Origin of the sequence: Arthrobacter sp. 9MFCol3.1 (assembly GCF_000620385.1) — a bacterium.
Lineage (GTDB): Bacteria > Actinomycetota > Actinomycetes > Actinomycetales > Micrococcaceae > Arthrobacter.
Map to the genome: position 1 here is coordinate 526,734 of NZ_JIBJ01000003.1, position 24,947 is coordinate 551,680.

A 24,947-nucleotide genomic window follows, 5' to 3' on the forward strand; every position below is an offset into this window, starting at 1 on the left:
CAGTCAGCCGCGGGGCGCCCTTTTACCTTCGGCCTGGAAGTAGAGCAGCGGGACTTCCCGCTCGGCTTTCGTGAGGGAACCATGCTGGCCCACCACCTCCAGGGCGGTGGGCCGGACCCTGCGTGTATCGTAAAGCGCCAACGAATCCCGGGCCGCGATCATGACGTCGCCGATCCGCAAGGCGGCCTCGGCCCGCACGTCACCGAACAGCCCGCCCGCGATCGCTTCCTCCCGGGTGAAGGCCCAGATTCTGTCCCCGAAACGGGACCGCCAGTTTGCCAGCAGCCGGGCGCGGGCGGCGTCGTCCGTTCCATCCTCGAGGTAGAGGTGGACCATGCGCGGCTCGCCGGCGGTGTGCCGCACGCCGGCGAGCAGCGCCGGCTCCGCGGAGTAGTCGATCCGCTGCGATTCGGGCACATCCACCATGCCGTGGTCCGCCGTCAGCAGCACGGTGGTGCCGGCCGGCAGGGTGGCGTTGAGCCGGCGCACCGTGGCATCGAGTTCCTCCAGCTGGTGCTCCCACTGGGCTGACTGGCAGCCGTGGCGGTGCCCGGCCTTGTCGAGCTCATTGACATAGAAGTACATCAGCGAGGGACCGGCGCCGGCCATGGCCTCCGCGGCCGCTTCGGTCCGGGCGTGCGACGTGGTTCCGGTGAGGAAGCGGCCGCCGCGCAGCGCGGCCTCGGTCATGGCCGAGGTGCTGAACTGCGCCAGGCTGACGGTCGTGACGTCGACGTGTTCCGCGGCCCGTTCGAAAACGGTGGGGAACGGCTGCCACGTCCGCGGGTCCACGCCGGCGTCCCAATTGCCCAGCATGTTCACGACCCGGTCCTGATCCGGATCCAGGACGTCATAGCCCACCATGCCGTGCTGGCCCGCCGACAGTCCGGTGCCAAAGCTGGCGAGGGACGCCGCGGTGGTGGACGGGAAGGCCGAGTCCAGCGACACGGGCACCTGGCCCTGGCCGGCTTGCTGCACCGCCCGCAGGAACGGCGTGTGGGCGCTCTTCTGCTTCAACAGGTTCCGGCCCAGCCCGTCGGCCAGCACCACACACACGCGTTTTGCTGCCGGAAGGTTCAGTTTGTTCTCAAACCCCGGGACACCCAGGCTTGCGGCGGCGCTGGTGAGCACCTCGGCGATGGAACGGTGTCCGAACGCCGGCGCGGGCGGGAGCGCGGACGGACCAGCGCCGGCGGCCAACGGGCCTGGCGCGCCGGCGCCGGCCAGGGAGGGAGTCAATACCGGGACTGGCAGCTGGTCTTCGGCGGGCTCGGGCTGACGGAACTGGGCCATGTCAGCGCTGGTGGCCGCGGCTGAGGCGGTTTCCGAACACGCCCATCCGCGGCCGGGGCGGCAGCCCGGGCCCGTTGTGCGGGACCGGCGCCGCGGAGCCGGTGTTCACCGCACGCAGGGCGCGGGCGAACAGCTTGGCGTCCTGGACGGCCTGCAGGCCGTCCGCTTCGGCGCTGATCCGCAGGACGATGTCTTCCTGCGCGATGGTGCCGCTGTAGCCGTGATCGGCCTCGCACTGCGGGTCCCCGCAGCTGGCCGGACCCATGTCGAGGCGCTGGCCGCCGGACCACGCAATGGACAGCGTCAGCTCCCGGACAGGGTCGGACGGCTTGTAGTCCTGCGGCTGGGCGTAGACGTAGCTCAGGACCACCGAACGGATCTGGGTGACGGGGACGGACTCGGTGGACACCTGGGCGACGGTCTGCTCGCCGGCCTCGTCAAGCTGCTGGTCGTCGACGTGGGTGATGACCAGCATGTCGTCGGTCAGCACCAGGACGGTGATGTGGCGGCGGACTTCCGCGCGGTCGAAGTGTGTCTCGAGGTGAACGAGGTGGGCCACGCAGTCGCGGCCGTCCAGCGCATCGGCGACGACGTCGGCCACGAGCCGGGGGTAGAAACCGGCCTGCTGGAGGGCCCCTTCCAGGCTCTGGCCCTGCGCACTGTGGTCATGGAGGCCGTGGTGGTGCGCGGCCTGGCGTGCGGGGACGGTCGCCAGGGGCTTGGGTGCTGGAGGCTGGGTGCTCATAGTCTCCATTTTCACAGATCAGTTGGGGACTTGCTAACTGCAGGGCCCCGGACGCGGGCTACAGCCCGCGAGGTTCGACCCTAACTGCGCATCGCCCGGCGCGCACTGTCGGTCCGCTGGGCGGCGTTTGCGATCCTGACGTCAGCGGCAAGGATCGAGGCACCATCGGGCCCGGCGAGGACGGGATTGAAATGCACCAGCGCGATCTCCGGGTGGTTGTCCTTGAGCCTGGTGAGGCGGGCGGCGAGGTCCTCGAGCGCCGCGACGTCGACGGCGGGCAGGCCCTGGTAGCCGAAGAGTTTCCGCGACGCCCGGGGCGCCCGGATGAAGTCGCGGACGTCGGAGCCGGAGAGCGGCGGCACGCGGTGGGCCCAGTCATCGAGCAGGTTCACGGCGTCTCCGGCCAGGCCGAAGGAGATCACGGGCCCCAGCAGCGGGTCTTCGATGGCACGGAAAGTGCAGGCCTGACCCACGGGCACCATGGTCTGCACTTCCAGGGACGGCGAGCCGTACCTTTCGAGCGACTTGCGCATCTCCAGCACGTTGCGCCGCAGCGAATCGGCGTCCTGGATGTCCAGCCGCACGCCGCCGAGGTCCAGGCGGTGGCGCAGTGCCGGATCCGTGGTCTTCAATGCCACGGGCCAGCCGAGCCGCCCGGCCGCGGCCACGGCCTGCTCCGCCGTCTCGAACCCGACGGACGGGACCAGCCGGATGCCGTAGTGGCCCAGCAGCTGCGCGGCCGTGTCCTGGTCCAGTCGGACCAGCTGCTCTCCGCCCACATTGCGCAGCAGCAGCTCCAGGTCTGCCCGGGCGGCCTCGGGGTGGCACCCTTCGGGTTCCACGAACAGGCCCTGGTCCCGGTCCAGCCATTGGGCGTAGCGCACGACGGCGCCAAGGGCCGCCACCGCCGCACCCGGGTTGGAGTAGCACGGAACCGGCGGAGCGGGCGCGGGCTGGTGTGGTTGCTCCGGTTCCGCGCCGACCATGCCCTCCACGTAGATGGAGGGATCAAGGATTCCGCTAAAGGCGGCCACCACGGGTTTGCCGGACGCCGCGGAGCATTCGGCCAGCACTCCGGCGATCTTTTCGACTGTGAGGCCGTGTGCCGGCAGCAGCGCGACCACCGCGGCGTGCACCGTATCCGCGGTCAGGGTTTCCTGCAGGCTCCGGCGCAGGGCCGGCAGCGCCCGGGACATGCCCGCGTCGAGGTCGACGTCGGTCACGATCCGTTCCACGCCGAGCCCCTGGCGGGCGGCACTGTCCGCGACCACCTTGCCAAGGGCGCGCGAGTTGCTGAAGACGGCGATGCCGGGCCCGCCGGGCAGCGGCTGGCTCGAGACGATCTGGGCGACGTCCATGAGCTCTTCGATGGTCTCGACCCGGATCGCGCCGGCCTGCCGCATCATGGCGTCCAGCGCTTCCGAGGGAGCCTGGGTGGTGCGGACGGCGTGCCCGGGCGGCAGGTTCAGGCCCATGGCGTCGGACTTGGCCACAATCACCGGTTTGGTGCGGGCCAGCCGGCGGGCCAGCCGGGAGAACTTGCGCGGGTTGCCGATCGATTCCAGGTACAGGCCCACCGCTGTGGTGTCGGCGTCGTCTTCCCAGTACTGCATCATGTCGTTGCCGGAGACGTCGGCGCGGTTGCCGGCCGAGAGGAAGGTCGAGATGCCAACCCGGCGCCGGCTGGAGGCCGCGTAGAGGGAGACGCCGATCGCGGCCGACTGGCTGAACAGCCCCAGGCCGCCGCGGCGGGCCAGTGCCGGCGCCATCGAGGCGTTGAGGGATACGGACGGGTTGGTGTTGACGATGCCCAGGGATGCCGGGCCGATCACGCGCATGCCGTTGGCGCGGGCCTGCCGGACCAGTTCGCGCTGGCGGGCAAGGCCGCGTTCGCCGTCGTCCGCGTACCCCGCGGTGGCCACCACAATTCCCTTGACCCCGGCGGCGGCGCATTCCTGGACCACCTTGGGGACCTCGTCGTACGGGACCGCGATGATGGCGAGCGTGACCGGGCCGGGGACCTCGGAGAGCCGGGCGAAGGAGAGCATGCCGGCGAGTTCCAGGGCCTCCGGGTTGATCGCATAGACCGGGCCGCTGAAGCCGCCTTCGATGATGTGCTCGAGCAGCTGGTAGCCCACGGTGCCCCATTTGCGGCTGGCGCCGATCACGGCCACGGACGCCGGGGCGAGCAGTTCCTGGATGCTGCGGGCCTCGGCGCGGTGTTCGCGGGATTCCATGACGGCCCGGGACTTGTCGGTGGGGTCGATGTTGAACTCGAGGCTGACCACGCCGTCGTCGAAGTGGCGTTTGACGTCGTAGCCGGCGTCGGAGAAGACCATCAGCATCTTGCGGTTCTCCGGGAGCACCTCGGCGCTGAATTTGCGGATCCCGTGCTCGCGGGCGGCGGCGGCGAGGTGTTCGAGCAGGATCGAGCCGATGCCGCGGCCCTGGTGGGCGTCGGCGATGTTGAAGGCGACCTCGGCCTCTGCCGGGTCATCGAGCCGGTCGTAACGGCCGATGCCGAGGATTTCGCCGCCGATGGTGATCACCAGGGCCACCCGGTCCTTGTAGTCAACCTCGGTGAAGCGCTTGAGTTCCTTGCTGGACAGTTTGGACTTGAAGGCGAAGAAGCGCATATAGATGGACTTCTGGGACTGGCCCACGTGGAAGGCCTGGACGGCATCCGCGTCGGAGGGGTGGATGGGGCGCACATGCGCTGTGCCGCCGTCGCGCAGGACAACATCGGCTTCCCAATATTCCGGATATACGCCGTCCGCCGGCTGATCCACCATAGGCTTAGCCTAGTCATAAACTTACGCAGTACCCGTTCAGCACCCCTCAGAAGGATCCACCAGCCTTATGGCACGCCGCCAGACCACGCCCCCGGCAGGGGAACCCAGCCCCGATTCCGCAGGAATATTCACAGAAAACATCGTCGATATCGATGTCACGTCCGAGATGGAAGGCTCGTTCCTCGAATACGCCTATTCGGTGATCTATTCGCGGGCCCTCCCCGACGCCCGCGACGGCCTGAAGCCCGTCCAGCGGCGCATTCTCTACATGATGTCCGACATGGGGCTGCGCCCGGACCGCGGCCATGTCAAGAGCGCCCGCGTGGTGGGCGAGGTCATGGGCAAGCTGCACCCGCACGGTGACGCCGCGATCTATGACGCCATGGTGCGCATGGCCCAGGACTTTTCCCTGCGGCTGCCGCTGATCGACGGGCACGGCAACTTCGGCTCGCTCGACGACGGTCCCGCCGCCCCCCGCTACACGGAGGCCCGGCTGGCGGCCGCGGCCCTGACCCTCACCGACCACCTCGACGAGGACGTCGTCGATTTCGTTCCCAACTACGACAACCAGCTGACCCAGCCGGACGTGCTGCCGGCCGCGTTCCCCAACCTGCTGGTCAACGGCGCCACCGGCATCGCCGTCGGCATGGCCACCAACATGTCCCCGCACAACCTGGTGGAGGTCATCGCCGCGGCCCGGCACCTGATCGACAACCCGGACGCCACGCTCGAGGACATCATGAGGTTCGTCCCCGGCCCGGACCTGCCCACCGGCGGCCGGATCGTGGGTCTGGACGGCATCCGCGACGCCTATGCCACGGGCCGCGGCTCCTTCAAGACCCGGGCAAAGGTGGACATCGAGCAGCTCTCGGCCCGCCGCACCGGCCTGGTGGTCACGGAACTGCCTTACATGGTGGGCCCGGAGAAGGTGATCGAGAAAATCAAGGATGCCGTCAACAGCAAGAAGCTCACCGGCATCAGCGACGTCGTGGACCTCACCGACCGCAAGCACGGCCTGCGCCTGGTCATCGAGCTTAAGAACGGCTTCAATCCCACTGCCGTGCTCCAGCAGCTCTACCGCTACACCCCGATGGAGGATTCCTTCGGTATCAACAACGTCACGCTCGTCGACGGCCAGCCGCAGACCCTCGGGCTGCTTCAGCTGCTCTCGGTCTACGTGGACCACCGGATCAATGTGGTCCGGCGCCGCACGGCCTTCCGGCTGGGCAAGAAGAAGGACCGCCTGCACCTGGTCGAGGGCCTGCTGGTCGCGATCGTGGACATTGACGAGGTCATCCAGATCATCCGGTCCTCCGACGAGGTCGCCGCGGCCCGGACCCGGCTGATGTCCATCTACGATCTCTCCGAGATCCAGGCCAACTACATCCTGGAACTGCGGCTGCGTCAGCTGACCAAGTATTCGCGGGTCGAGCTGGAGAAGGAACAGGAGGAACTCCGCCGGGAGATCGCGGAGCTTGAGGCAATCCTGGGCTCCCCCGCGCTGCTCCGGGCCCTGGTGTCCGACGAACTCGGCGAGATCGCGGAGAAGTACGGCACGCCGCGCCGGACCGTCCTGCTGGAATCCGAGGCAGTCTCCCCCACCGTGGCCGCCGCGGTGGGCGCAGCCGCCGGGGCCAAGGGCAAGGCCGCACCGCTGGCCCTCGAGATCGCGGACGATCCCTGCTGGGCCATCCTCACCGTGTCCGGACAGATCGCCCGCACCGCCAACCAGGACAGCCTGGCCGAGGCCGGACCGCGGACCCGGCATGATGTTTTCTCCTCCGTGGTCAAGACCACCGCCCGCGGGGAGATCGCCGCCGTGACCTCGCAGGGCCGCATGCTGCGCCTGCAGGTCATGGACATGCCCGTGCTGCCGCCAACGTCGGGGACCCCGAACATGGCCGGCGGGGTGGCGGCCAAGGATTTCATCACCCTCCTCAAGGGTGAGTCGCTGGTGGCCTTTGCGCCGCTGGACCAGGTCCTGGCAATCGGAACCGCCCAGGGCGTGGTCAAGCGGGTGCAGCCGGACTATCCGCTGAACCGTGAAGACTGGGAAGCGATCGCGCTCAAGGACAAGGACACCGTGGTGGGCGTTGCCTCGGCCGGGTCCGACGACGACGACCTCGTCTTCATCACGCGCCAGGCCCAGCTGCTGCGCTTCAGTGCCTCCGCGGTCCGCCCGCAGGGCCGGACCGCCGGCGGCATGGCCGGGATCAAGCTGGCCGCCGGGGACCGGGTGTTGTTCTTCGGGGCCGCCAGCCCCGCCGACGCCGCCGCCGTCGTCGTGACCATCGCCGGAACGGAAGGTGCCCTGCCGGGCACAGCGCCCGGGGCTGCGAAGGTCACCGCCCTGGCCGAGTACCCGGTCAAGGGCCGGGCGACTGCCGGCGTGCGGGCGCACCGCTTCCTGAAGGGCGAGGACACGCTGCTGCTCGGGTGGGCCGGGCACGGTCCGGCCAAGGCGTCCTCCCTGGCGGGCGTGGCGCGCTCACTCCCCGGCGAGCATGGCCGCCGCGACGGCTCCGGAATCCCGCTGTCCCAGGCGATAGACGCCATTGGACCCAGCATGGCGTGGTCAGAGGAACCGGAAGCCGGCACCGACGCGTAGGACCGCGGACATACGAAGCCCGGCCGGCGGCGCTGTCGCGCTCCGGCCGGGCTTCGTGATCGGCATCGTTTCCGGCGACCTCAGTCCCGGCAAGGCCCTGCCTGCAGCCTGTGGGCCGGCCCTAGGTTACTAGGTCATGTGGTTGAGGCTCAGGATGTTGCCCTCGGTGTCCAGGAACCACGCGGCCGAGCTTCCGTCCGGAGTGGTGGCGATGCCGTCCTCGGTTTTTAGGCCCGGGAAATCGTATTCCTCGAAAACGACTCCCTTGGCTCGGAGTTCCGCAACGGCACCCGGAAGGTCATCGACCTGCCAGCCGATCTGCGTGTTCTTGGCCGTTCCGGCGTTGGGCGTCTGGTACAGGAGGAACCCGGTACCTCCGCCGCACTTGTACTGCAGGTTGTCCTCGGCATCCGCGTTCTCCGGTTCGAGCCCGAGCTTATCGCGGTAGAAATCCCGTGCACGGGCGATGTCCGCTGCCGGTAGCACTGCGCCGACTTGCTTGTCCTTGAGCATGGCTATTCTCTTTCCAGGCCCGCCCCCCGGAAGGAATGATACTCCTCCACGTCCCCCGCGACACGGTGCCCTTTGTCCCCGGCTGGTCAGGCGAGGGAGAGGAAAAGCTTTTCGAGCTCTTTCCGGTCCATGGTGATGTCTTCGCGGACGATGCATTGCTCAAGGCCGCTGGCGATGATCGCGAATCCGGCCCTGTCCAGAGCCTTCGAGACGGCAGCCAGCTGCGTGACGATTTCCTTGCAGTCCCCGCCCTCTTCCAGCATGCGGGTCACGGCAGCGAGCTGACCCTGGGCACGTTTGAGGCGATTGACCACGGGGGCCAGTTCAGTCGAATCGAGTTGCATGAGGTCTCCAAAGGCGTAGGTGGCTTGCCACAACCTTATACCCCAAGGGGTATTTTGCATACCCCCATGGGTATCTGGCATACTCGGTGGGGTATCCACCCACGACCCCTTTCGAGAGGCCCGCCATGACTTCCCCTTCCACCGCCATTTCCGCTCTCGCTCCGGGGACCTTGCGCAGCTGGGTCACGGAGCATCAGGACCTCATGATCATTGACGTCCGCTCGGCCGCTGAGTTCGAGTCCGTGCACATCCGCGGGTCATACAACGTGCCGTTGCCGCTGCTGTCCGAGCACACCGATGAGCTCGCCGCCCGCCTGGGTAGCCGCGTCGTCCTCGTTTGCCAGTCGGGGGCCCGCGCTGAACAGGCGCGCCAGCGCCTCAGTGGTTCCGGCATCGATACGGCCTACGTCCTGACCGGCGGCGTCCCAGGCTTCGCTGCGGCCGGGGGTGACGTGGTCAAAGGCAAGGACCGCTGGGACCTGGAGCGGCAGGTCCGTCTCGCCGCTGGCTCCCTGGTGGTCCTCGGCCTGGCTGGCGGCAAGTTCGTCTCCCCCAGGATCCGGACGCTTGCTGGCGTCATCGGCGCCGGCCTGACCTTCTCCGCGGCGACCAACACCTGCGCCATGGGCCGGGCCCTCTCGGCCATGCCGTGGAACAAGTCCGCCAAGGAGCCCACGCGCGAAACCGCCATCATGCAGCTGCCGGTTTTCCCGGCTGAGCAGACTCCGGCAGCATGATCGCGGCCCTGTCGCTGGGGCTCATCGTCGGCGTCGTACTCGGTGTGGTGGGTGGCGGCGGGTCGATCATCGCCGTTCCCGCCCTGGTGTACGGCGTGGGCATGAGCCCCGCGGAGGCCATTCCCACCTCCCTGCTCGTGGTGGGCATCTCGTCCCTGGCGGCCCTGATCCCCAGGCTCCGTGAAGGCATCAACTGGCCAGTGGTCCTGATTGTCGGTGCCGCGGGCATCCCGGCCGCTTGGACTGGAACCGCCCTGGGCCGCCTGCTTGATCCGAACATCCTGATGCTCGCCTTCGCCGTGATCATGGTGATCGCGGGGATCCGGATGCTCGCGCGGACCAGGGAAACCGACGGTTCCTGCAGCATCGGGCCCACCAGGGCCTTCCGCACCTGCGCGCCGAAGGCCGTGGGGGTCGGCCTCCTCGTTGGGTTCCTCACGGGGCTGCTGGGTGTGGGCGGAGGGTTCCTGATCACCCCGGCTCTCACGCTGTTCCTGGGGCTGCGCATGAAACAGGCAGTCGGTTCCTCCCTTGCCATCATCGTGATCAATTCGGCGGCGGGCTTTGGGGCCCACGCCGCAGGTTTCACGATCGAGTGGCCCACGGTCCTGGGCTTCGCGGTCCCGGCCATCCTTGGATCCCTCTTTGCTGCCCGGCTCGCCCGCCGGCTGCAGGACAAGCACATCCGGGTCTCCTTCGCGGTGCTCATCTTTGCCGTAGCGGCATGGGTCACAGCAAGCACCGTCACCGCCTGACACGCCAGCCCTCCAACCCGAAACAAAGGAGAACACCATGGGCCTCATCAGCTCCCTCAAGAAGACCTTCCGCAAGCCCTACAAGACCGTCTCAGTCGCTGGCGCCAAGGAACTCCTGGCCTCGGGGGCCATATTGATCGACGTTCGATCCGCCCAGGAATGGCGCTCCGGGCGCGCGCCGCAGGCCAGGTATGTCCCGCTGGAGAAGCTTCAGGCCGGCACGGCCGGGGTCCAGAAGACCAGGCCCGTGATCGCAATGTGCCAGTCCGGAGTCCGCTCCGCCTCCGCCGCCCGCCTGCTTGCGGGAAAGGGCTATGAGGCGTACTCCCTCCGCGGCGGCATGAGTGCCTGGCGTCAGGCCGGCGAGCCCGTCCGCTAACAACACCATCAGAAGACCAGAAGGAGAAGCCATGGCTGAAATCACCATCAACGAAACCGACCAGCGCCGTCCCAATGCCTGCATCCTCGATGTCCGCGAGGACTTTGAAGTGGCCGAAGGCATGATCCCCGGGGCACTGCACATCCCCATGGGGCAGCTGCAGGCACGGCTGGCAGAGCTGGACCCCGCAGTTCCGGTGATCGCCGTATGCCGTAGCGGCAACCGGTCCGCCCGCGTCGCAGAGGCACTCAACGGCGCTGGCTTCACTGCCGACACCATGGCCGGCAGCATGACCGCCTGGACCCGTGAGGGCCTCCCGACCACCTGACCTCCTGCTGACGGGCCGGGCCTTTCAACCTTTTCCATGGCCGACCCGCCACAGCGGAACCCCTAAACGCCGTGCCGAAAACCTGGTACAGCCGGCACGCAACATCAGATACCAAACTTCCCCCACGAAGGAGAGCACCAATGCTTATCGAGCGCATTTACGATGAAGACCTCGCCCAGGCCAGCTACCTGATTGGCTGCCAGGCCAAGGGTGAGGCTGTTGTTGTGGACGGCCGCCGGGACATCGCGGTCTATCAGGATCTGGCCGAAAAGAACGGCATGAAGATTGTGGCCGTCACCGAAACCCATATTCACGCCGACTACCTCTCCGGCACCCGCGAGCTGGCCGCAGCGACCGGCGCCACGATCTATGTCTCCGGCGAAGGCGGCCAGGACTGGCAGTACGAGTTCGACGGCGAACGGCTCTACGACGGCGACAGGATCGCCCTTGGCAACATCACCATCCAGGCTCTGCATACCCCGGGCCACACCCCGGAGCACCTGTCCTTCCTGGTGACTGACGGCGCCTTCAGCGACCAGCCCGGCTACCTGCTCTCCGGCGACTTCGTCTTCTCCGGTGACCTGGGGCGCCCGGACCTGCTGGACGAAGCGGCCGGCGGCGTGGACACCCGGTTTGAGGGTGCCAAGCAGCTCTTCGCCAGTCTGCGGGACAAATTCCTGACCCTGCCCGACTACGTCCAAGTCCACCCGGCCCATGGCGCCGGCAGCGCCTGCGGGAAGGCTCTGGGCGCCATCCCCTCCTCCACCGTCGGTTACGAACGGCTCTACGCCTGGTGGGGCCCCTACCTGGCCGCGAACGACGAACAGGGTTTCGTCAATGAGCTTCTCGACGGCCAGCCGGACGCCCACGCCTACTTCGGGCGGATGAAGCGCGAAAACCGTGAGGGCCCCGCCGTCATGGGCGAACGCGCCCCGCTGACGGAACTCGCCACCGACGACGTCGCCCGCGGCCTCAGCGCGGACACCGTGACGTTCGTGGACACCCGTCCCAATGCCGAGGTCCACGAGGGCACCGTCACCGGCTCCCTGAACATCCCCGCCGGCAAGTCCGTGGCCACCTACGGCGCCTGGGTTGTGAACCCGGAAACCGATAAGAACCCGTTGGTTCTGCTGGCCCCCACTCAGGCTGCCGCGCAGGAAATGTGGGACCACTTGGTCCGCGTCGGCATCGACAACGTCGCCGGCTACCTCACCAGCTTCGAAGACCTGCCAACGTCTACCCCGCGTCTGATCCAGCCTGCCGAACTGGCCGACTTTGACGCCGCCGTGGTTCTGGACGTTCGCAACCGCACCGAACACGCCGCCGGGCACATCCCCGGATCCCACCAGCTCAGCGGCGGCCGCGTCATGTGGAACCTCGATGAACTCCCGGCCGGAGGCACTCTCGTGACCTACTGCCAGAGCGGCGTCCGCAACTCCGTCGCGGCGAGCGCCCTGCGCCGGGCCGGTTACGACGTCGTCGAACTCGCTGGCAGCTACGCCGGATGGGCTTCATGGCAGCAGGCACGCGAATCCGTTTCCACCAACTGATCTCGGCAAAACCTGAAGTATTTGATTGACAGCGGTGGCGGCCGCCGGGACACCCGGCCGCCGCCAACGCATGTCCCAGACAACTGGAGTTCAGAGATGACGCCCGGCAACACCCCGTCATTGCAAGGCCGCGCAGTCCGGCCGGAACGCCCACGGCACACCGGCGTCGCGCTGGGCCTGCGTCAGAACCTGGCGCAATTCATGCTTCTCGTCGCCGTGAACGCCCTCGTCGGCGGCACCCTCGGCCAGGAACGCACCGTTCTGCCGCTGCTCGCCGGCCAGGTCTTTCACCTTGACCAGTACACCGGCGCCCTGACCTTCATCCTTGCGTTTGGACTGGCCAAAGCCGCCACCAACTACTTCGCCGGCGCCCTCTCGGACCGCTACGGCCGCAAGCCCGTCCTGGTGACCGGCTGGCTCATCGCCGTCCCCGTGCCGCTGCTGCTGATCTTCGGACCCTCGTGGGACTGGATTGTCGCTGCCAACATCGTCCTCGGCATCAGCCAGGGCCTGACCTGGTCAACCACCGTGGTCATGAAAATGGACCTCGTCGGACCCTCCCGCCGCGGTCTGGCCATGGGCCTGAACGAAGGCGCCGGTTACCTCGGCGTCGCCGGAACCGCGCTGGCCACCGGCTTTATCGCCGCCAGCTACGGGCTGCGGCCCGGGCCCTTCCTCCTCGGGGCAGTCTTCGTCGCGGTCGGCCTCGGAGTCTCCGTCCTGACCGTCCGCGAAACACACCACCATGCCAAAGCCGAAGCAGACACCCACAGAGCCGTTCACACAGGATCCACCGCGGAGCTGAACAACCGGGAAATCTTTACCTTGACCAGCTTCAAGGACAGGTCACTGTCCGCCGTCAGCCAGGCCGGCATGGTGAACAACCTCAACGATGGCCTGGCCTGGGGCCTTTTCCCCGTTCTCTTTGCCAGCGCAGGGCTCAGCATCGAAAAAATAGGGATCCTCGCCGCCGTCTACCCTGCCGTCTGGGGAGCCGGTCAGTTCGTCACCGGCGCCCTGTCCGACCGATACGGGCGCAAACCGCTAATCACCGGCGGCATGCTGGTCCAGGCCGCAGCGCTGGGCATGGTCGCCATCGGAACCGACTTTGGAACCTGGCTCGCCGCGGCCATCCTGCTCGGGGCAGGAACCGCCATGGTCTATCCCACCCTGCTTGCCGCCATCGGCGACGTCGCCCACCCGCAGTGGCGGGCTCGCTCGGTGGGCATCTACCGGCTCTGGCGTGACGGTGGCTTCGCGATCGGCGCCCTGCTCTCCGGGCTCCTCGCCGATGCTTACGGCATTTCCGCAGCCATCACGGCCGTCGCCGCGCTCACCGCAGCTTCCGGCATTCTCGTAGCAATGAGGATGCGAGGCGCTGACCACAGCGCCACGGGCTGACACACCGAAGTGGGGAATTTAGGATGACGGCGTCGAAGGCTCCCGGGCGGGGAGGCCTTCGGCCTCTACCGGCCAGCCGTGGCCGGCCACAGAATCGGAATAGGAGTGCTCTGAGGCGAAAGGACGCCGGTCGTGATGTGGGGCTACGGCATGAATATGGCCTGGATGTGGATGTGGGGCATACTCCTGCTCATCGGCATAGCGCTGCTGGTACTGGTCGCCGTGCGCATGTTTGCCGGCGGCGGCAGTCACAGCGGGATGCAGGGACCGCAGGGGCCCTACCCCGGCAGGAGCCGGGCCCGGCAGATCCTCGATGAACGCTTTGCCCGAGGTGAACTGACGGCGGAGCAATACCGAGAGCAGCTAAAGGTTCTCGGCGAGGACCAATAGTGCGCCCAATGAGCCGCCGGAACGCGCTCCTGCTGGGCGGCCTCGGTACGGCGGCCATAGCCGCCGGCGGCGCCGGGCTCTGGTGGACGGTCAGTTCCCGGTTCGCCCCCGTCGCGGGCGGGGATTTCACCGAGCCGAAGCAGCTGCGCAGCAGCAACGGCCGGCTGCAGGTCCGGCTCGAAGCGTCCGCGGGCTCGGTGCAGCTCGGCGGCCAGCGGGCCTCGGCGCTTGGCTACAACGGCGGAGTCCCCGGCCCAACTCTGCGATTGCGGGGTGGGGACGTGCTCGCCGTCGAGCTGGTCAACAGCATGGCCGTCCCGACAAACCTGCATGTCCACGGACTCCACGTCTCACCCCAGGGCAACGGAGACAACGTTTTCAACGTTGTCGAGCCCGGGCACTCGTTCAGCTACGAGTACCGCCTCCCTGCGGACCACCCGCCCGGCGTGTACTGGTACCACCCGCACCATCACGGAATGGTCGCCGATCAGATTTTCGCTGGGCTGTTCGGTGCGATCATCGTCGAGGACGCACAGCCCGTGGATGTCAGCCGCGAGCGGGTGATGGTCGTCTCTGATATCACCCTGGACGGGTCCGGAACCGTCGCCGACGCCTCGCCCATGGACCGGATGCTCGGCCGGGAAGGTGCACTTGTCCTGATCAACGGACAAAGCAACCCGAAACTTTCCGCCCGGCCGGGCGAGCGTGAGCGGTGGCGGATCGTGAACACCTGCGTGGCCCGCTATCTGCAGCTGCGCCTGGACGGGCAGCAGATGCAGCTCCTCGGCATGGATTCCGGCCGCTTCGCCACACCCCGGAACGCGGACGGGGTGCTGCTGGCGCCGGGCAACCGTGCAGATGTCCTGGTCACAGCTGTCGCGGGCGACGCCACTCTTGGCGCCGTCTACTACAACCGTGGCAGCATGGCCGGCATGATGGGGCCGGCGGGGCCAGCCCCCAACGGCGGCCAGGGCTCAGGGGATATCGTGCTGGCGACCCTCTCGGCGTCCGGCGCCCCGGCCGCTCCTCCTCCGCCGGTGCCGGCCCGGCCTGCGCCGCCAGACCTGAGGACCGCGGCCGTTGCCGCGCACAGGCGGCTGATCCTCGCCGTCGGCGGCATGGGTATGGGGATGGGAATGAGTTTCACCATCAACGGCCGTGAATTCAACGCAGGCCGGACGGACACTACCGTGGCCGCGCAGACGGTGGAGGAGTGGACCCTGTTCAATCCCAGTCCGATGGACCATCCTTTCCATCTGCATGTCTGGCCGATGCAGATCGTCGAGGAGCAGGGTCCAACATCGGGCCCGCCCGTCTGGCGTGATGTCGTCAACATACCCGCCAACGGACAGGTGCGGGTCCGGATCAACTTCAAGGATTTCACGGGCCGCTCCGTGTACCACTGCCATATCCTGGACCACGAGGACCAAGGAATGATGGGCGTCATCGAAGTCCGCTAGCCACTGGCAGCAAGTATCCCGACGACCGCCCGGCCAACGCCCAGCCTGTAGCCTTAACCTGAGCAACATCCAGCACTGCCATCCGGAGGGAGAATGCCATGGCCGCAGCGTTCGTGAACCATGCCGCAACCGCCCTTCGCCGCGGGTTCCTGCTGGTGGGCCTGCTGGCCGTCGTGGCTGGATTCCTCGGGATGCACATCATGACCGGAATGCATGGCGCCCATGCCACGACTGCGGTGACATCCTCCACGGAACCCGCGGGGCCGTCCTCGCGGCCGGAGACCAACCTCGCATCCGATCCGGCTGCCCCTGCCCTGCACGCCGGCACGACGGCCCATGACTCCATGGCCCCGGCCGCTACGGCCACAGCGGGCCCCGAGCCGGCCGGCAACACCAAAGCTGCTACACCGTCGGCGTCGTGCGTATGCCAATCGAGCTGCACCGACCCCGCATCGATGCACTCGGCCTGTGTGCCGTCGGCTGCCGTGACCTCCCTGGCTGCGCCCCCGCCTGGCATGGCACCGGCCTCAATGCATAACCCGGACACGCACGGCGACGCCGCCGTCCGGGCCTACTCCTATCTCCCCGCAAGTCCTTCGCCGGGCGATCTGTCCATCAGCCGGACGTAAGAACGGATCGCGCCGTATAGTGCCCGGCGCCCCACTTACCCCGACACGCTCCAGCCCGTTCTTCCTGCGGCGCGGGCGGTCGTGTCATCCGCAGGCGTGCCACAACGCCATTTTGATGATTGAAGGACTTGACCCCATGAAGAAAACCCTGACCGTTTCTGCCACAATTTCTGCCTTCGGCATTTCCGCCGCCATCGCCCTTGCCGGCTGCGCCGGCACCTCCGGAAGCACACCCACCAGCACCATGCCGGGCATGGGCAGCGGCGGCATGGGCATGGCGTCCAGCTCAGCCCCCGCAACCGCGGACCACAACGCGGCAGACACCATGTTCACCCAAGGGATGATCCCGCACCACGCCCAGGCCGTGGAAATGAGCGACATGATGCTCAAGAAACAGGGCATGGATGCGCGGATCACCGCCCTTGCCACCAAGATCAAGGCCGCCCAGGCACCGGAAATCGAGATGATGACGGGCTGGCTCAAGACCTGGAACGAACCCGCCCAGATGGCGTCCGGCCATGGCATGGGCGACGGGATGATGGGCGATGAGGACCTGAAGAAGCTCGACGCCGCCCAGGGCACCGACGCGGCCAAGCTGTTCCTGGCCCAGATGATCGCCCACCACGAGGGCGCGGTGATGATGGCCAAGACCGAAACCAGCCAAGGCAAGAACCCCGACGCCCTCAGCCTCAGCAAGGCGATCGTGGCTGCCCAGGAAGCAGAAATCCAGGAGATGAAGGACCTGCTGGCCGGCCTCTAGCAGCGTCCCGGCCCCGGTTCGTCTTCGAACCGGGGCCGTCAACCGGGCGGCCACGGCCGACGCAGCGGAGCAAATGCATTTACACTGCTGGAATGCCTATCATTCCGGATACCAAGGACTGGACTTGGGTCCTGTCGCGACCCTGCCCCGAGTGCGGTTACGATGCATCCGCTGCGACCCCGGCCACCGTGCCGGGGATAGTCATCAACATGCTCCCGCGGTGGCGTGCAGCCCTCCGCCGGCCGGACGCGACGGAACGCCCCAACGAGGCCACGTGGTCCGTCCTCGAGTATGGCTGCCACGTCCGGGACGTCTTCACGCTTTTCGATCACCGCCTGTCCTTGATGCTGTCCGAGGACGATGCCCAATTCGATGACTGGGACCAGGACAAGACGGCAATCGAGCAGGACTACGCCAGCTCCGACCCGGCCCAGGTCGGCGCCGAGCTGACGGCCGAGGGCGAGCAGATCGCCGCGTCCTTCGCGCGGGTCCCGGAGGAAGATTGGGACCGCAAGGGAACCCGGAGCAACGGCTCGGTGTTCACTGTCCTGACCTTCGCGCAGTATTTCCTGCACGACGTCGTCCACCACCTCCACGATGTGGACGGCTGACGCGAAGAACCGGCACGGGGACGGCAGTCGCGCGGACGGCCGGCGCGTAGGCGCCGGGCCTGCGGTTTCCTATGACGGCCCCTACGGCGCGGCCGGCTGAAGCTCCTTGTCCCACGCCATGCTCCGGTTGACGGCCACATAGCCCATCTTGAGGTAGAGCGCGAGGGCACCGGTCGGGTTCTCCGAGTCGACGTCCAGTGATGCCACGTCCATGCCCGCCGCCGCGAAGCGGCGCATGGCATCGGCCAGGAGGGCCTGCGCGATGCCCCGTCCACGGAATTCCCGCCGGACGCCGAGGAGCTCCGTGTAGCCTTCGCGGAAGCCCCGGGTCAGGGCGGCCTCGGCGTCGTGGGTGGCCAGCTGGTACCCGGCCACGGTACCGGTGGAACGGTCCAGCACGACGCCGCTGAGGTCCGGCCGGGCCTGCGGATCGTTCACCACAAAGCCCCATCCCTCCTGGTCGCGGGGTTCGCTGCCCCAGTGGTCCCGGAATGCCGCGTTGTGCGCCAGCCGCACCGGTTCGTGCAACTCCGGCCCAAACGTGACGAGCTCCAGCCCGGGGTCCAGGGCGGTTTCAGGCACGGCCTGGTTCAGTGGCCGGTGCATCTCGTTGTAATAGCGGACAATGCCGTAGCCGGAAGCGGCGAACAATGCGGCCTGGTGCTGGTGCTGCTGCTCCGCATAGAGCCGCAGCCTCGGGCGCGGGACCGCGGCCCGGGCGCCGGCGGCGTCGCCGGCGTTCCCCGCCCCGCCTGTCCCGGCAGTCCCGGCCCCGCCTGCGTCCTGGGCGAAGCGGTCTTTGGTCCGCTGTTCCATCCAGCCCAGCAGTCCGGTGCCGATCCCGCTCCCCTGCCACTGAGGATCGACGCAGCCGGAGCCGTTTGCCTTGTCACCGTCGCGGTTCTTCGTGATCCGGCCGTAGGCCCGGGCAACGCCCTCCGGATCGAAGCCGATGATGGTGTTTGCCGCCACCGGGTTATTCTTCGACTCCAGGATCTGTTCCAGATCCGCCTGGCGCTCAAACCAGACGGGTTGCTCGACGGCGGCCGTGCGGGCGATCAGCCCGGCCCACGCGTCGAGGTCGTGGCGCTCCGCCGGCCGCCAGTACAGCCGGGGATCGAGTGCGGGCCGGGGGTGGAGCTCGCCGTTTCGGGTCATGGCAACAGGCTAATAGGCGGGCTACCCCCGCGCCAGCACGGCCGCCGTCGCCGGACCATCGCCCGCGGCGGCAGCGGCGGCTGCGGCTGCGGCGTCCAGGTCCAGTCTGGTGTCGGCGGCGTCGATATCGTTCGGGTTGTGGGTGACCAGGACAACGGTCCGGCCGCGCAGCCCGTCGCGCAATTCGGCGAGCATGCGCCTGCCTGACTCCGCATCGAGGTGCGCCGTCGGTTCATCGAGCAGGATGACATCGGCCCCGGTCATGAGCGTGCGCGCAACGGCCAGGCGCGTACGCTCCCCACCGCTGAGGAAAGCCCCGCCCGGGCCGATCCGGGTGTCCAGGCCGTCCTCGAGCCGGGCCAGCATCGGGCCGAGTCCGACCGCGTCGAGGGCAGCCCGCATCTGCTCGTCCCCTTTGGCCAACACGGCATCCCCGGGTCCACGCTGCGCACCGTCCGTGCTGGCAGGAGCGGGTTCCGGCCGCGCCAGGAGAAGGTTGCCCCGGATGGTCGAGTCGAACAGGTGCGCCTCCTGCGGGCACCAGGCCGCGCGTCCACTCAGGTACAGGTGGCCGCTGGCCGCCGGCAGGAAACCCAGGATCGCGGCCAGCAGAGTCGACTTGCCGGAGCCAGAGGCGCCGGTGACGGCCAGCCAGCGCCCGGGGCCGGCCTCGGCCGTGAGCCCACTAAAGACATTTCCGCCACCAGGCCACGCGGCAGCGAGGTCCGCGAGTTCAATCCCTGGCCTGCCGCCGGGCCGCGAAGCCACATGCACCAGTCCCCCCGTTGCGGCGTCACCGTCCGGGTCACCGTTTGCCCCCGGCTCCAGGACTCCGTCCGCGCTGATCCGCCGCATCACGGCGCGCAGCGCCGGGTACTGCCGCACGGCCGTGGTGATGGCCGCATAGGGATCCACCAGGGCAAGCTGCACGAGGACGACAACGGCAACAGTCTCGGGTTCGACCGCGCCGCTAAGGGCGAGCGGGGCGGCCAGCAGGGCGCTGGCCAAGGCGGCTCCGGCGCAGGCCAGGACGGTCAGGGCCTGCCCGAGCCCCTCCGCCCATGCCGACCGCTGAGAGGCCGCCGTCGCGGCGCGGTCAGCCCGGCCAATCGCACCAAGCACAGGGGCGCTCACGCCGTTCGCATTCAGTTCTGCGCGGGCGTCCAGGGCGGCGGCAACGTGACGGAGCACGCCGGAACGGAGTTTTTGTTCGGTGCCGGCAGACATGCGGTCGGCGGCCAGGGCCAGGGCGGGGGCGACGACGATGCTCAGCAGCGCTGCCGCTCCCACGGCAGGCAGCGCCGCTGGCAGCAGCAGCCCGATTCCGACCACCGCGGCCGCGGCAACAGCTATGGCAGTCACGGGCGGCAGCACGACGCGGGGCAAGAGCTCGCGGACCGTGTCGACGTCGTCCACCACCGTTCCGAGTACGTTGCCGCCCTGCAGGAGCCGGCGCAGGGACAGTGCCCGGCGGCTCAGCGACTCCCAAAGCCGTCCCCGGAGCCGGGTCAGGGCGGCAAACACGGCGTCATGCAGCAGCAGCCGTTCGGAGTACCGCAGGCACGCCCGGCCGACGCCGAAAAACCTCACGCCGACGATCGCGGTCAGCAGGTACAGGATGGGCGGCTGTTCGCTGGCGCGGATGATGAGCCAGCCGGAAAGCCCCGCGAGGGCGACGGCGAACAGCGCCGCCAACGTGCCCACGGCTCCGGCGCCGGCAAACTGGCCCCGTACCGGGGCCAGCAGGAGACGCAGTTGGGCCGGGACCGAACCGGACCAGCCGACTGCGCCGGCGTCGGGCGAGCTCACTGAACCCGCGGCCGCGGCAGGTGGGGCGCCGGTTTCAGGGCCGTCCGGGGCCAGACCCGGGGCCGGGCTAAGGCCCGGCCTTTGGCCTTGGCTCGGCGCCGCGGCGCCCACGAGGAACGGCGCCCGGGCGGCCGCCGCGTGCACCCCCGGGTCTTCCCCGGCGGATGCCGGCAGCGGCGGAACGGGGGCCGCAGAATCACCGCCATGGCGCCCGCTGGCGCCCGGCGCCACTGCGACGAGCGCGTCGGCAAGGTCCCGGGTTTGCCGGTCGTGCGCCACGAGCAGCACGGTGACCTGTCCACGGAGCCCGGCGAGGGCCCGGTTGACCAGTGTGGCCGATCCCCGGTCCAGATGGGCGGTGGGCTCATCCAGGAGCAGTACGCGGGCGCCGGCCTCGATCCTCGCCAGCCCGCGGGCCAGCGCAACCCGCCTCAGCTCCCCCGGGCTCAGCTCGGCCGGGTGCTTGGCGGCCAGGTGCCCCACGCCCACGGCCGCGAGGCACCGCTGCGCAGCCGCATCGGCTTCCGCGCCCACGGCAGTGCCGGCGGCGTCGGCTTCATCGGCCGGAACGCCGAGATACAGGCGGATCTCGTCCAGCACCGTCGAGGCCACCATGACGGGGTGCTGGGGCACCCAGGCCACCTCCGCAGTCGTGAATCCTCCGAGGCGCCCGGCCACGACGGTCCCCGCGCCCGTCCCGATGGTTCCCGCGAGGACTCCGAGCACTGTGCTCTTGCCGGCGCCGCTGGCCCCGGCGAGTGCCGTGATCTGGCCGGCGGCGGCGGTGAAGCTCAGCGGCCCGACGGCGGCGTCCGTGCGTCCGCCGAAGCGGACGGTCAGCCCGTCCACGGTGACGGCGGGCGGGCCGGATGCAGGACCGGGGGCCGGCACCGGAATCAGCGGCGCCGCCCCCGGGTCCGCGAGGACCGCAGTGGTTTCGGCGAGCGCTGCCCGGCCGTCGTCGCTGGCGTGGTGTGCGGTGCCGAGCTCCCGGAGCGGCAGGTAGCAGTCGGGGGCGAGGATGAGGGCAAGCAGCCCCGCCTCAAGCGCCATGTCGCCGTGGACCAGGCGGACGCCGATGAACACGGCGACGACCGCCACGGAAATCGTCGAGATGAGCTCCAGGGCCAGGGCGGAGAGGAAGGCCGTGCGCAGCGTCCCCATGGTCCGGGAACGATATTCTTCGGACATGTCTTCCAGCGCCTGGCGCTGGGCGGAGGCCCGGCCCAGGCCCACGAGGACGGGCAGGCCTTTGGCGAGCTCGAGCATGTGCCCGGAGAGCCGGGCCAGTGCGGACTGGGCGTCCCGGACGCGTTCCTCGGTGTACCGCCCGATCAGGATCATGAACAGCGGCACCAGCGGCACCGTCAGCACGATCACCACCGCGCTGACCCAGTCGGCGAACAGGATGCGGGCACCCAGCAGCAGCGGAATGGCCGCGCAGTTCACCAGCGCGGGCAGGAACTGGGTGTAGTAGTTATCCAGGGCATCCAGCCCCCGGGTGGCCAGCACGGCGAGGCCGCCGTCGGCGGGCCCGGCCGACCGTGTGCCGTTCCTCAGTGCCTGCTCCAGCAGTTGAGAGCGCAGCTCCTCCTTCACTCCGAGCGCCGCCCGGCGTGAGGCCACGGACTGGGCCCATACGGTCAATGAGCGCAGCACTGCCCCCGCGGCACCCAGAACCAGCTGGTCTGCCCAGGCGGGGTCATGAGCGGCGAGCCCGGCGAGCATCGAAGCCACAGCCTGTGCCATGAGCACCAGGGAGAGCGCCTTCAGGGCGGCAATCAGTCCCAGCAGGTAGAGGGCGGAACGGGTCGCGGGGCCGGCGGGGAACGGTCTCATCAGGGAAGCTAGTCCTTCGGTGCCAGCGCTTTGGCGGCGATCGCGGGAAGGAAGCTGTGCGCCTCCGGGATGTGCGCCGCGCTCACCCGGCGCCGGAACACCCAGTACGTCCAGGCCTGGTACGCCAGGACCAGCGGCAGCCCGATGCAGGCCACGATGCTCATCAGACCAAGGGTGTAGTCCGAGGACGAGGCGTTGGAGACGGTGAGATTGAACGCGGGATTCAGCGTGGACGGAAGCACCACGGGGAAGGCGGCACCGAAGATGGACGCGCTGCCGAGCAGGAGGAATGTCCCCAGTGACATGAAGGCACGGCCTTCGGCACCCTTGCGGGCAAAATTCCATGCCAGGACTGCGGCGACGACGGCGGCGACGACGGCGGCGATGGTCCAGGCCTCGCCGCTGAGGAACTGGAGGCTCACCGCCCAGCCGGCCATGGGCAGCAGCAGGACTGGCAGCAGCCGGACGAACCAGGCCCGCGCCCGGTGGCGTACCTCGCCGTCGGTCTTCAGCGCCAGGAACCCGAGCCCGTGCAGGAGGGAGAACCCGACGACGGCGAGCCCGCCGAGCACGGCATAGCCGCTGAACCAGGCGAACGGGCCGCCCTCTCGGTCACCGTTGGCGTCCAGCGGCAGTCCCGTGGTGGTCAGGGCCAGTGCGGCGCCGACGCCGAAGGCCGCCACGAACGACCCTGCCGAGATGGCCCAGTCCCAGCGGGCGCGCCACCGGGGGTTGTCCACCTTGCCGCGGTATTCGAAGGCGACGGCGCGGAAGATGAGCGCCACGAGGACCAGCAGGAGCGGCAGGTACAGGGCGGAGAACAGCGAGGCGTACCAGAGCGGGAAGGCCGCGAAGGTGGCGCCCCCGGCGGTAAGGAGCCAGACCTCATTGCCGTCCCAGACCGGGCCGATCGTGTTGATCAGGACGCGGCGTTCCGTGTTGTCCCGGGCGAATCCCTTCATCAGCATGCCGACGCCGAGGTCGAAGCCCTCGAGAAAGAGATAGCCCGTCCACAGCACCGCGATGGCAACGAACCAGATGGTGGGTAGCAGTTCCATGCTGAGAATCCTCTGCGCTTTTTCGTGTGGGGTTGCTGGGTGGTGGGTTAGTGGGCGGGCGCCTAGTAGGCGAACGCCAGGACGTCGTCGTCGGGTTTACCGGGACCGCCCCGGGGGGTGCCGTCTTCGTTTTCGTCAACGGGGGCGTGGGCGAGTTCCGGCATGGCCGAGGCCACGCCGCCGCGGATGTACTTGACCAGGAGCTTGACCTCCACCACCAGCAGCACCGCATAGATCGAGGTCAGGACCACGAGGGAGGTCAGGATCTCTCCGGCCGAGACGCCCGGTGAGACGGCTGCGGCGGTGAACATGAAGACCTGGTCGATGCCGCTGGGGTCCGGGTTGGGGGCGACGACGAACGGCTGGCGGCCCATCTCGGTGAAGATCCAGCCCGCCGCATTGGCACCGAACGGTGCGAGGATGCCGAACACCGCCAGGCGCATCAGACCGCGGGACGCCGGCACGGTTCCCTTGCGGGTGACCCAAAGTGCCAGGAGGGCGGCCAGGGCGGCCACGCCGCCGAAGCCGATCATCATCCGGAAGCCCCAGTAGGTGACCTCCATGACGGGCACGTACTGGATTTGCTGGCCGGCGCGGTCCCCGTAGATGGGGTTGTCCGGCAGCGTCGTGCCGTACTTGGCCTGGTACTCCCCCAGCAGGCTGTTGACGCCCTTGACTTCGGTGGTGAAGTCGCCCTTGGCCAAGAAGGACAGGATGCCCGGGACCTCGATCACGGCCACGATGTCGTCGCAGTTCTTCGCGCCGAGGTTGCCGACGCTGAGGACCGAGAATCCGGTGCCATCGTGGCAGGCTGCCTCGGCGGCGGCCATCTTCATGGGCTGCTGCTCGAACATGAGCTTGCCCTGCAGATCTCCGGTGAAGGCGGTGCCCGCGAAGGAAATCATGGCGACGACGGCGCCGATCCTCAGCGAGCGGATCCAGACGGTGTGGTCACTGCGGTCCCGGCCGAGGATGCCGGCGGCCTCGCCGGGGATCACCTTGCCGTCGGCGCCGACCGTGTCGATGCCGTCGTGGCGGCGGCGCCACAGGTGGTACCAGGCGATGCCGAGCAGGAACCCTCCGGCGACCGCGAGGGCGCCGAAGAGAGTGTGGGGCACGGCGACGAGGGCGGTGTTGTTGGTGAAGACGGCCCACGCGTCGGTCATGACGGGCCGGCCGTTGACCATTTCGACGCCGACGGGGTGCTGCATCCAACTGTTGGCCACGATGATGAAGTAGGCCGAGAAGACGGAGCCAACGACGGCGACCCAGAGGCAGGCCAGGTGGACGGCGGGCTTGAGCTGTTTCCAGCCGAAGATCCACAGGCCGAGGAAGGTTGATTCGACGAAGAAGGCCAGCAGCGCCTCCAGGGCCAGCGGGGCGCCAAAGACGTCACCGACGAAGCGGCTGTACTCGCTCCAGGCCATGCCGAACTGGAACTCCTGCACGATTCCGGTGGCCACGCCCATGATGAAGTTAATCAGGAAGAGCTTGCCCCAGAACTTGGTCATGCGCAGGTATTCCGGCTTGCCGGTGCGGTACCAGAGCGTCTGGATCACAGCCACCACCAGCCCGAGGCCGATCGTGAGCGGCACCATCATGAAGTGGTAGACCGTGGTGATTCCGAATTGCCAGCGTGCGATTTCCAAGGCGTCCAAAGCAGTCCCTACTTTTGGCTAGGTCCGAGCAACTTCTACGTGGCGTAGAAGTAATTCTTCTACAGAGTGTAGAACACATCCGCGCCTCCCCGTAACTCAGACTCCCACGGCACGTCACGGCCTGCAATGG

At 68.5% G+C, this 24,947-nt stretch carries 21 protein-coding genes; 12 read left to right on the forward strand and 9 right to left on the reverse strand.

All coding sequences use genetic code 11. From position 1 onward, the window contains the following. Positions 1-3: 3 nt before the first annotated feature. The 3 genes from C560_RS0102530 to C560_RS0102540 form a co-directional block, all read right to left on the reverse strand. Positions 4-1,293, reverse strand: coding sequence for an alkaline phosphatase family protein (locus tag C560_RS0102530; protein ID WP_231494235.1), 1,290 nt, complete (start codon positions 1,291-1,293; stop codon positions 4-6). Position 1,294: 1 nt separating this feature from the next. Continuing rightward, on the reverse strand, positions 1,295-2,038 hold the full coding sequence (locus C560_RS0102535) for a DUF5998 family protein (RefSeq protein ID WP_026537015.1): 744 nt from the start codon (positions 2,036-2,038) through the stop codon (positions 1,295-1,297). 80 nt (positions 2,039-2,118) lie between these two features. Then, on the reverse strand, positions 2,119-4,830 hold the full coding sequence (locus C560_RS0102540) for a bifunctional acetate--CoA ligase family protein/GNAT family N-acetyltransferase (RefSeq protein WP_026537016.1): 2,712 nt from the start codon (positions 4,828-4,830) through the stop codon (positions 2,119-2,121). A gap of 67 nt (positions 4,831-4,897) precedes the next feature. On the opposite strand from C560_RS0102540, the gene C560_RS0102545 reads away from it, so the two are divergent. After that, positions 4,898-7,438, forward strand: a complete 2,541-nt coding sequence (locus C560_RS0102545; protein WP_026537017.1) for a DNA gyrase/topoisomerase IV subunit A — start codon at positions 4,898-4,900, stop codon at positions 7,436-7,438. A 129-nt stretch (positions 7,439-7,567) separates the two neighbouring features. On the opposite strand, the gene C560_RS0102550 is transcribed toward C560_RS0102545, so the two are convergent. After that, positions 7,568-7,951 carry a VOC family protein gene (locus tag C560_RS0102550; protein WP_018772409.1) on the reverse strand — a complete coding sequence of 128 codons (384 nt, stop codon included), beginning with the start codon at positions 7,949-7,951 and terminating at the stop codon, positions 7,568-7,570. A gap of 86 nt (positions 7,952-8,037) precedes the next feature. Continuing rightward, positions 8,038-8,295 carry a metal-sensitive transcriptional regulator gene (locus tag C560_RS0102555; protein WP_026537018.1) on the reverse strand — a complete coding sequence of 86 codons (258 nt, stop codon included), beginning with the start codon at positions 8,293-8,295 and terminating at the stop codon, positions 8,038-8,040. A 125-nt stretch (positions 8,296-8,420) separates the two neighbouring features. Here C560_RS0102555 and C560_RS0102560 point away from each other — a divergent pair, with 125 nt between their 5' ends. From C560_RS0102560 to C560_RS0102610, 11 genes are all read left to right on the forward strand, one after another. Beyond that, positions 8,421-9,032, forward strand: a complete 612-nt coding sequence (locus C560_RS0102560) for a rhodanese-like domain-containing protein (protein ID WP_026537019.1) — start codon at positions 8,421-8,423, stop codon at positions 9,030-9,032. After that, the gene (locus C560_RS0102565; protein WP_026537020.1) at positions 9,029-9,787 is read left to right on the forward strand and encodes a sulfite exporter TauE/SafE family protein; all 759 of its coding nucleotides are present in this window, start codon (positions 9,029-9,031) and stop codon (positions 9,785-9,787) included. The genes C560_RS0102560 and C560_RS0102565 overlap by 4 nt, the downstream gene beginning before the upstream one ends. Before the next feature lie 37 nt (positions 9,788-9,824). Beyond that, complete coding sequence (locus tag C560_RS0102570) at positions 9,825-10,166, forward strand: rhodanese-like domain-containing protein (RefSeq protein WP_026537021.1); 342 nt, start codon at positions 9,825-9,827, stop codon at positions 10,164-10,166. 31 nt (positions 10,167-10,197) lie between these two features. After that, complete coding sequence (locus C560_RS0102575; RefSeq protein ID WP_026537022.1) at positions 10,198-10,494, forward strand: rhodanese-like domain-containing protein; 297 nt, start codon at positions 10,198-10,200, stop codon at positions 10,492-10,494. Between the two features lie 140 nt (positions 10,495-10,634). After that, positions 10,635-12,044, forward strand: a complete 1,410-nt coding sequence (locus C560_RS0102580) for an MBL fold metallo-hydrolase (protein ID WP_026537023.1) — start codon at positions 10,635-10,637, stop codon at positions 12,042-12,044. A 96-nt stretch (positions 12,045-12,140) separates the two neighbouring features. Further along, a complete protein-coding gene (locus tag C560_RS0102585) occupies positions 12,141-13,445 on the forward strand; it encodes an MFS transporter (RefSeq protein ID WP_026537024.1) in 1,305 nt (434 codons plus the stop codon). Positions 13,446-13,577: 132 nt separating this feature from the next. After that, positions 13,578-13,835, forward strand: coding sequence for an SHOCT domain-containing protein (locus C560_RS0102590; protein WP_026537025.1), 258 nt, complete (start codon positions 13,578-13,580; stop codon positions 13,833-13,835). Positions 13,836-13,843: 8 nt separating this feature from the next. Continuing rightward, on the forward strand, positions 13,844-15,295 hold the full coding sequence (locus tag C560_RS0102595; RefSeq protein ID WP_081801594.1) for a multicopper oxidase family protein: 1,452 nt from the start codon (positions 13,844-13,846) through the stop codon (positions 15,293-15,295). A 98-nt stretch (positions 15,296-15,393) separates the two neighbouring features. Continuing rightward, positions 15,394-15,924, forward strand: coding sequence for a hypothetical protein (locus C560_RS0102600; RefSeq protein ID WP_026537027.1), 531 nt, complete (start codon positions 15,394-15,396; stop codon positions 15,922-15,924). Positions 15,925-16,060: 136 nt separating this feature from the next. Continuing rightward, positions 16,061-16,684, forward strand: a complete 624-nt coding sequence (locus C560_RS0102605) for a DUF305 domain-containing protein (protein WP_026537028.1) — start codon at positions 16,061-16,063, stop codon at positions 16,682-16,684. A gap of 92 nt (positions 16,685-16,776) precedes the next feature. Continuing rightward, on the forward strand, positions 16,777-17,295 hold the full coding sequence (locus tag C560_RS0102610) for a DinB family protein (protein WP_026537029.1): 519 nt from the start codon (positions 16,777-16,779) through the stop codon (positions 17,293-17,295). 81 nt (positions 17,296-17,376) lie between these two features. On the opposite strand, the gene C560_RS0102615 is transcribed toward C560_RS0102610, so the two are convergent. The 4 genes from C560_RS0102615 to C560_RS0102630 all read right to left on the reverse strand — a co-directional run bounded on the left by C560_RS0102615 (position 17,377) and on the right by C560_RS0102630 (position 24,817). Then, complete coding sequence (locus C560_RS0102615) at positions 17,377-18,453, reverse strand: GNAT family N-acetyltransferase (RefSeq protein WP_026537030.1); 1,077 nt, start codon at positions 18,451-18,453, stop codon at positions 17,377-17,379. Between the two features lie 21 nt (positions 18,454-18,474). After that, entirely contained in the window at positions 18,475-22,101 is a 3,627-nt protein-coding gene (gene cydD / locus C560_RS0102620; RefSeq protein ID WP_026537031.1) for a thiol reductant ABC exporter subunit CydD, read from the reverse strand. Positions 22,102-22,109: 8 nt separating this feature from the next. Further along, the gene (gene cydB, locus C560_RS0102625) at positions 22,110-23,159 is read right to left on the reverse strand and encodes a cytochrome d ubiquinol oxidase subunit II (RefSeq protein WP_018772402.1); all 1,050 of its coding nucleotides are present in this window, start codon (positions 23,157-23,159) and stop codon (positions 22,110-22,112) included. 62 nt (positions 23,160-23,221) lie between these two features. After that, on the reverse strand, positions 23,222-24,817 hold the full coding sequence (locus tag C560_RS0102630) for a cytochrome ubiquinol oxidase subunit I (RefSeq protein ID WP_026537032.1): 1,596 nt from the start codon (positions 24,815-24,817) through the stop codon (positions 23,222-23,224). Positions 24,818-24,947 lie beyond the last annotated feature (130 nt).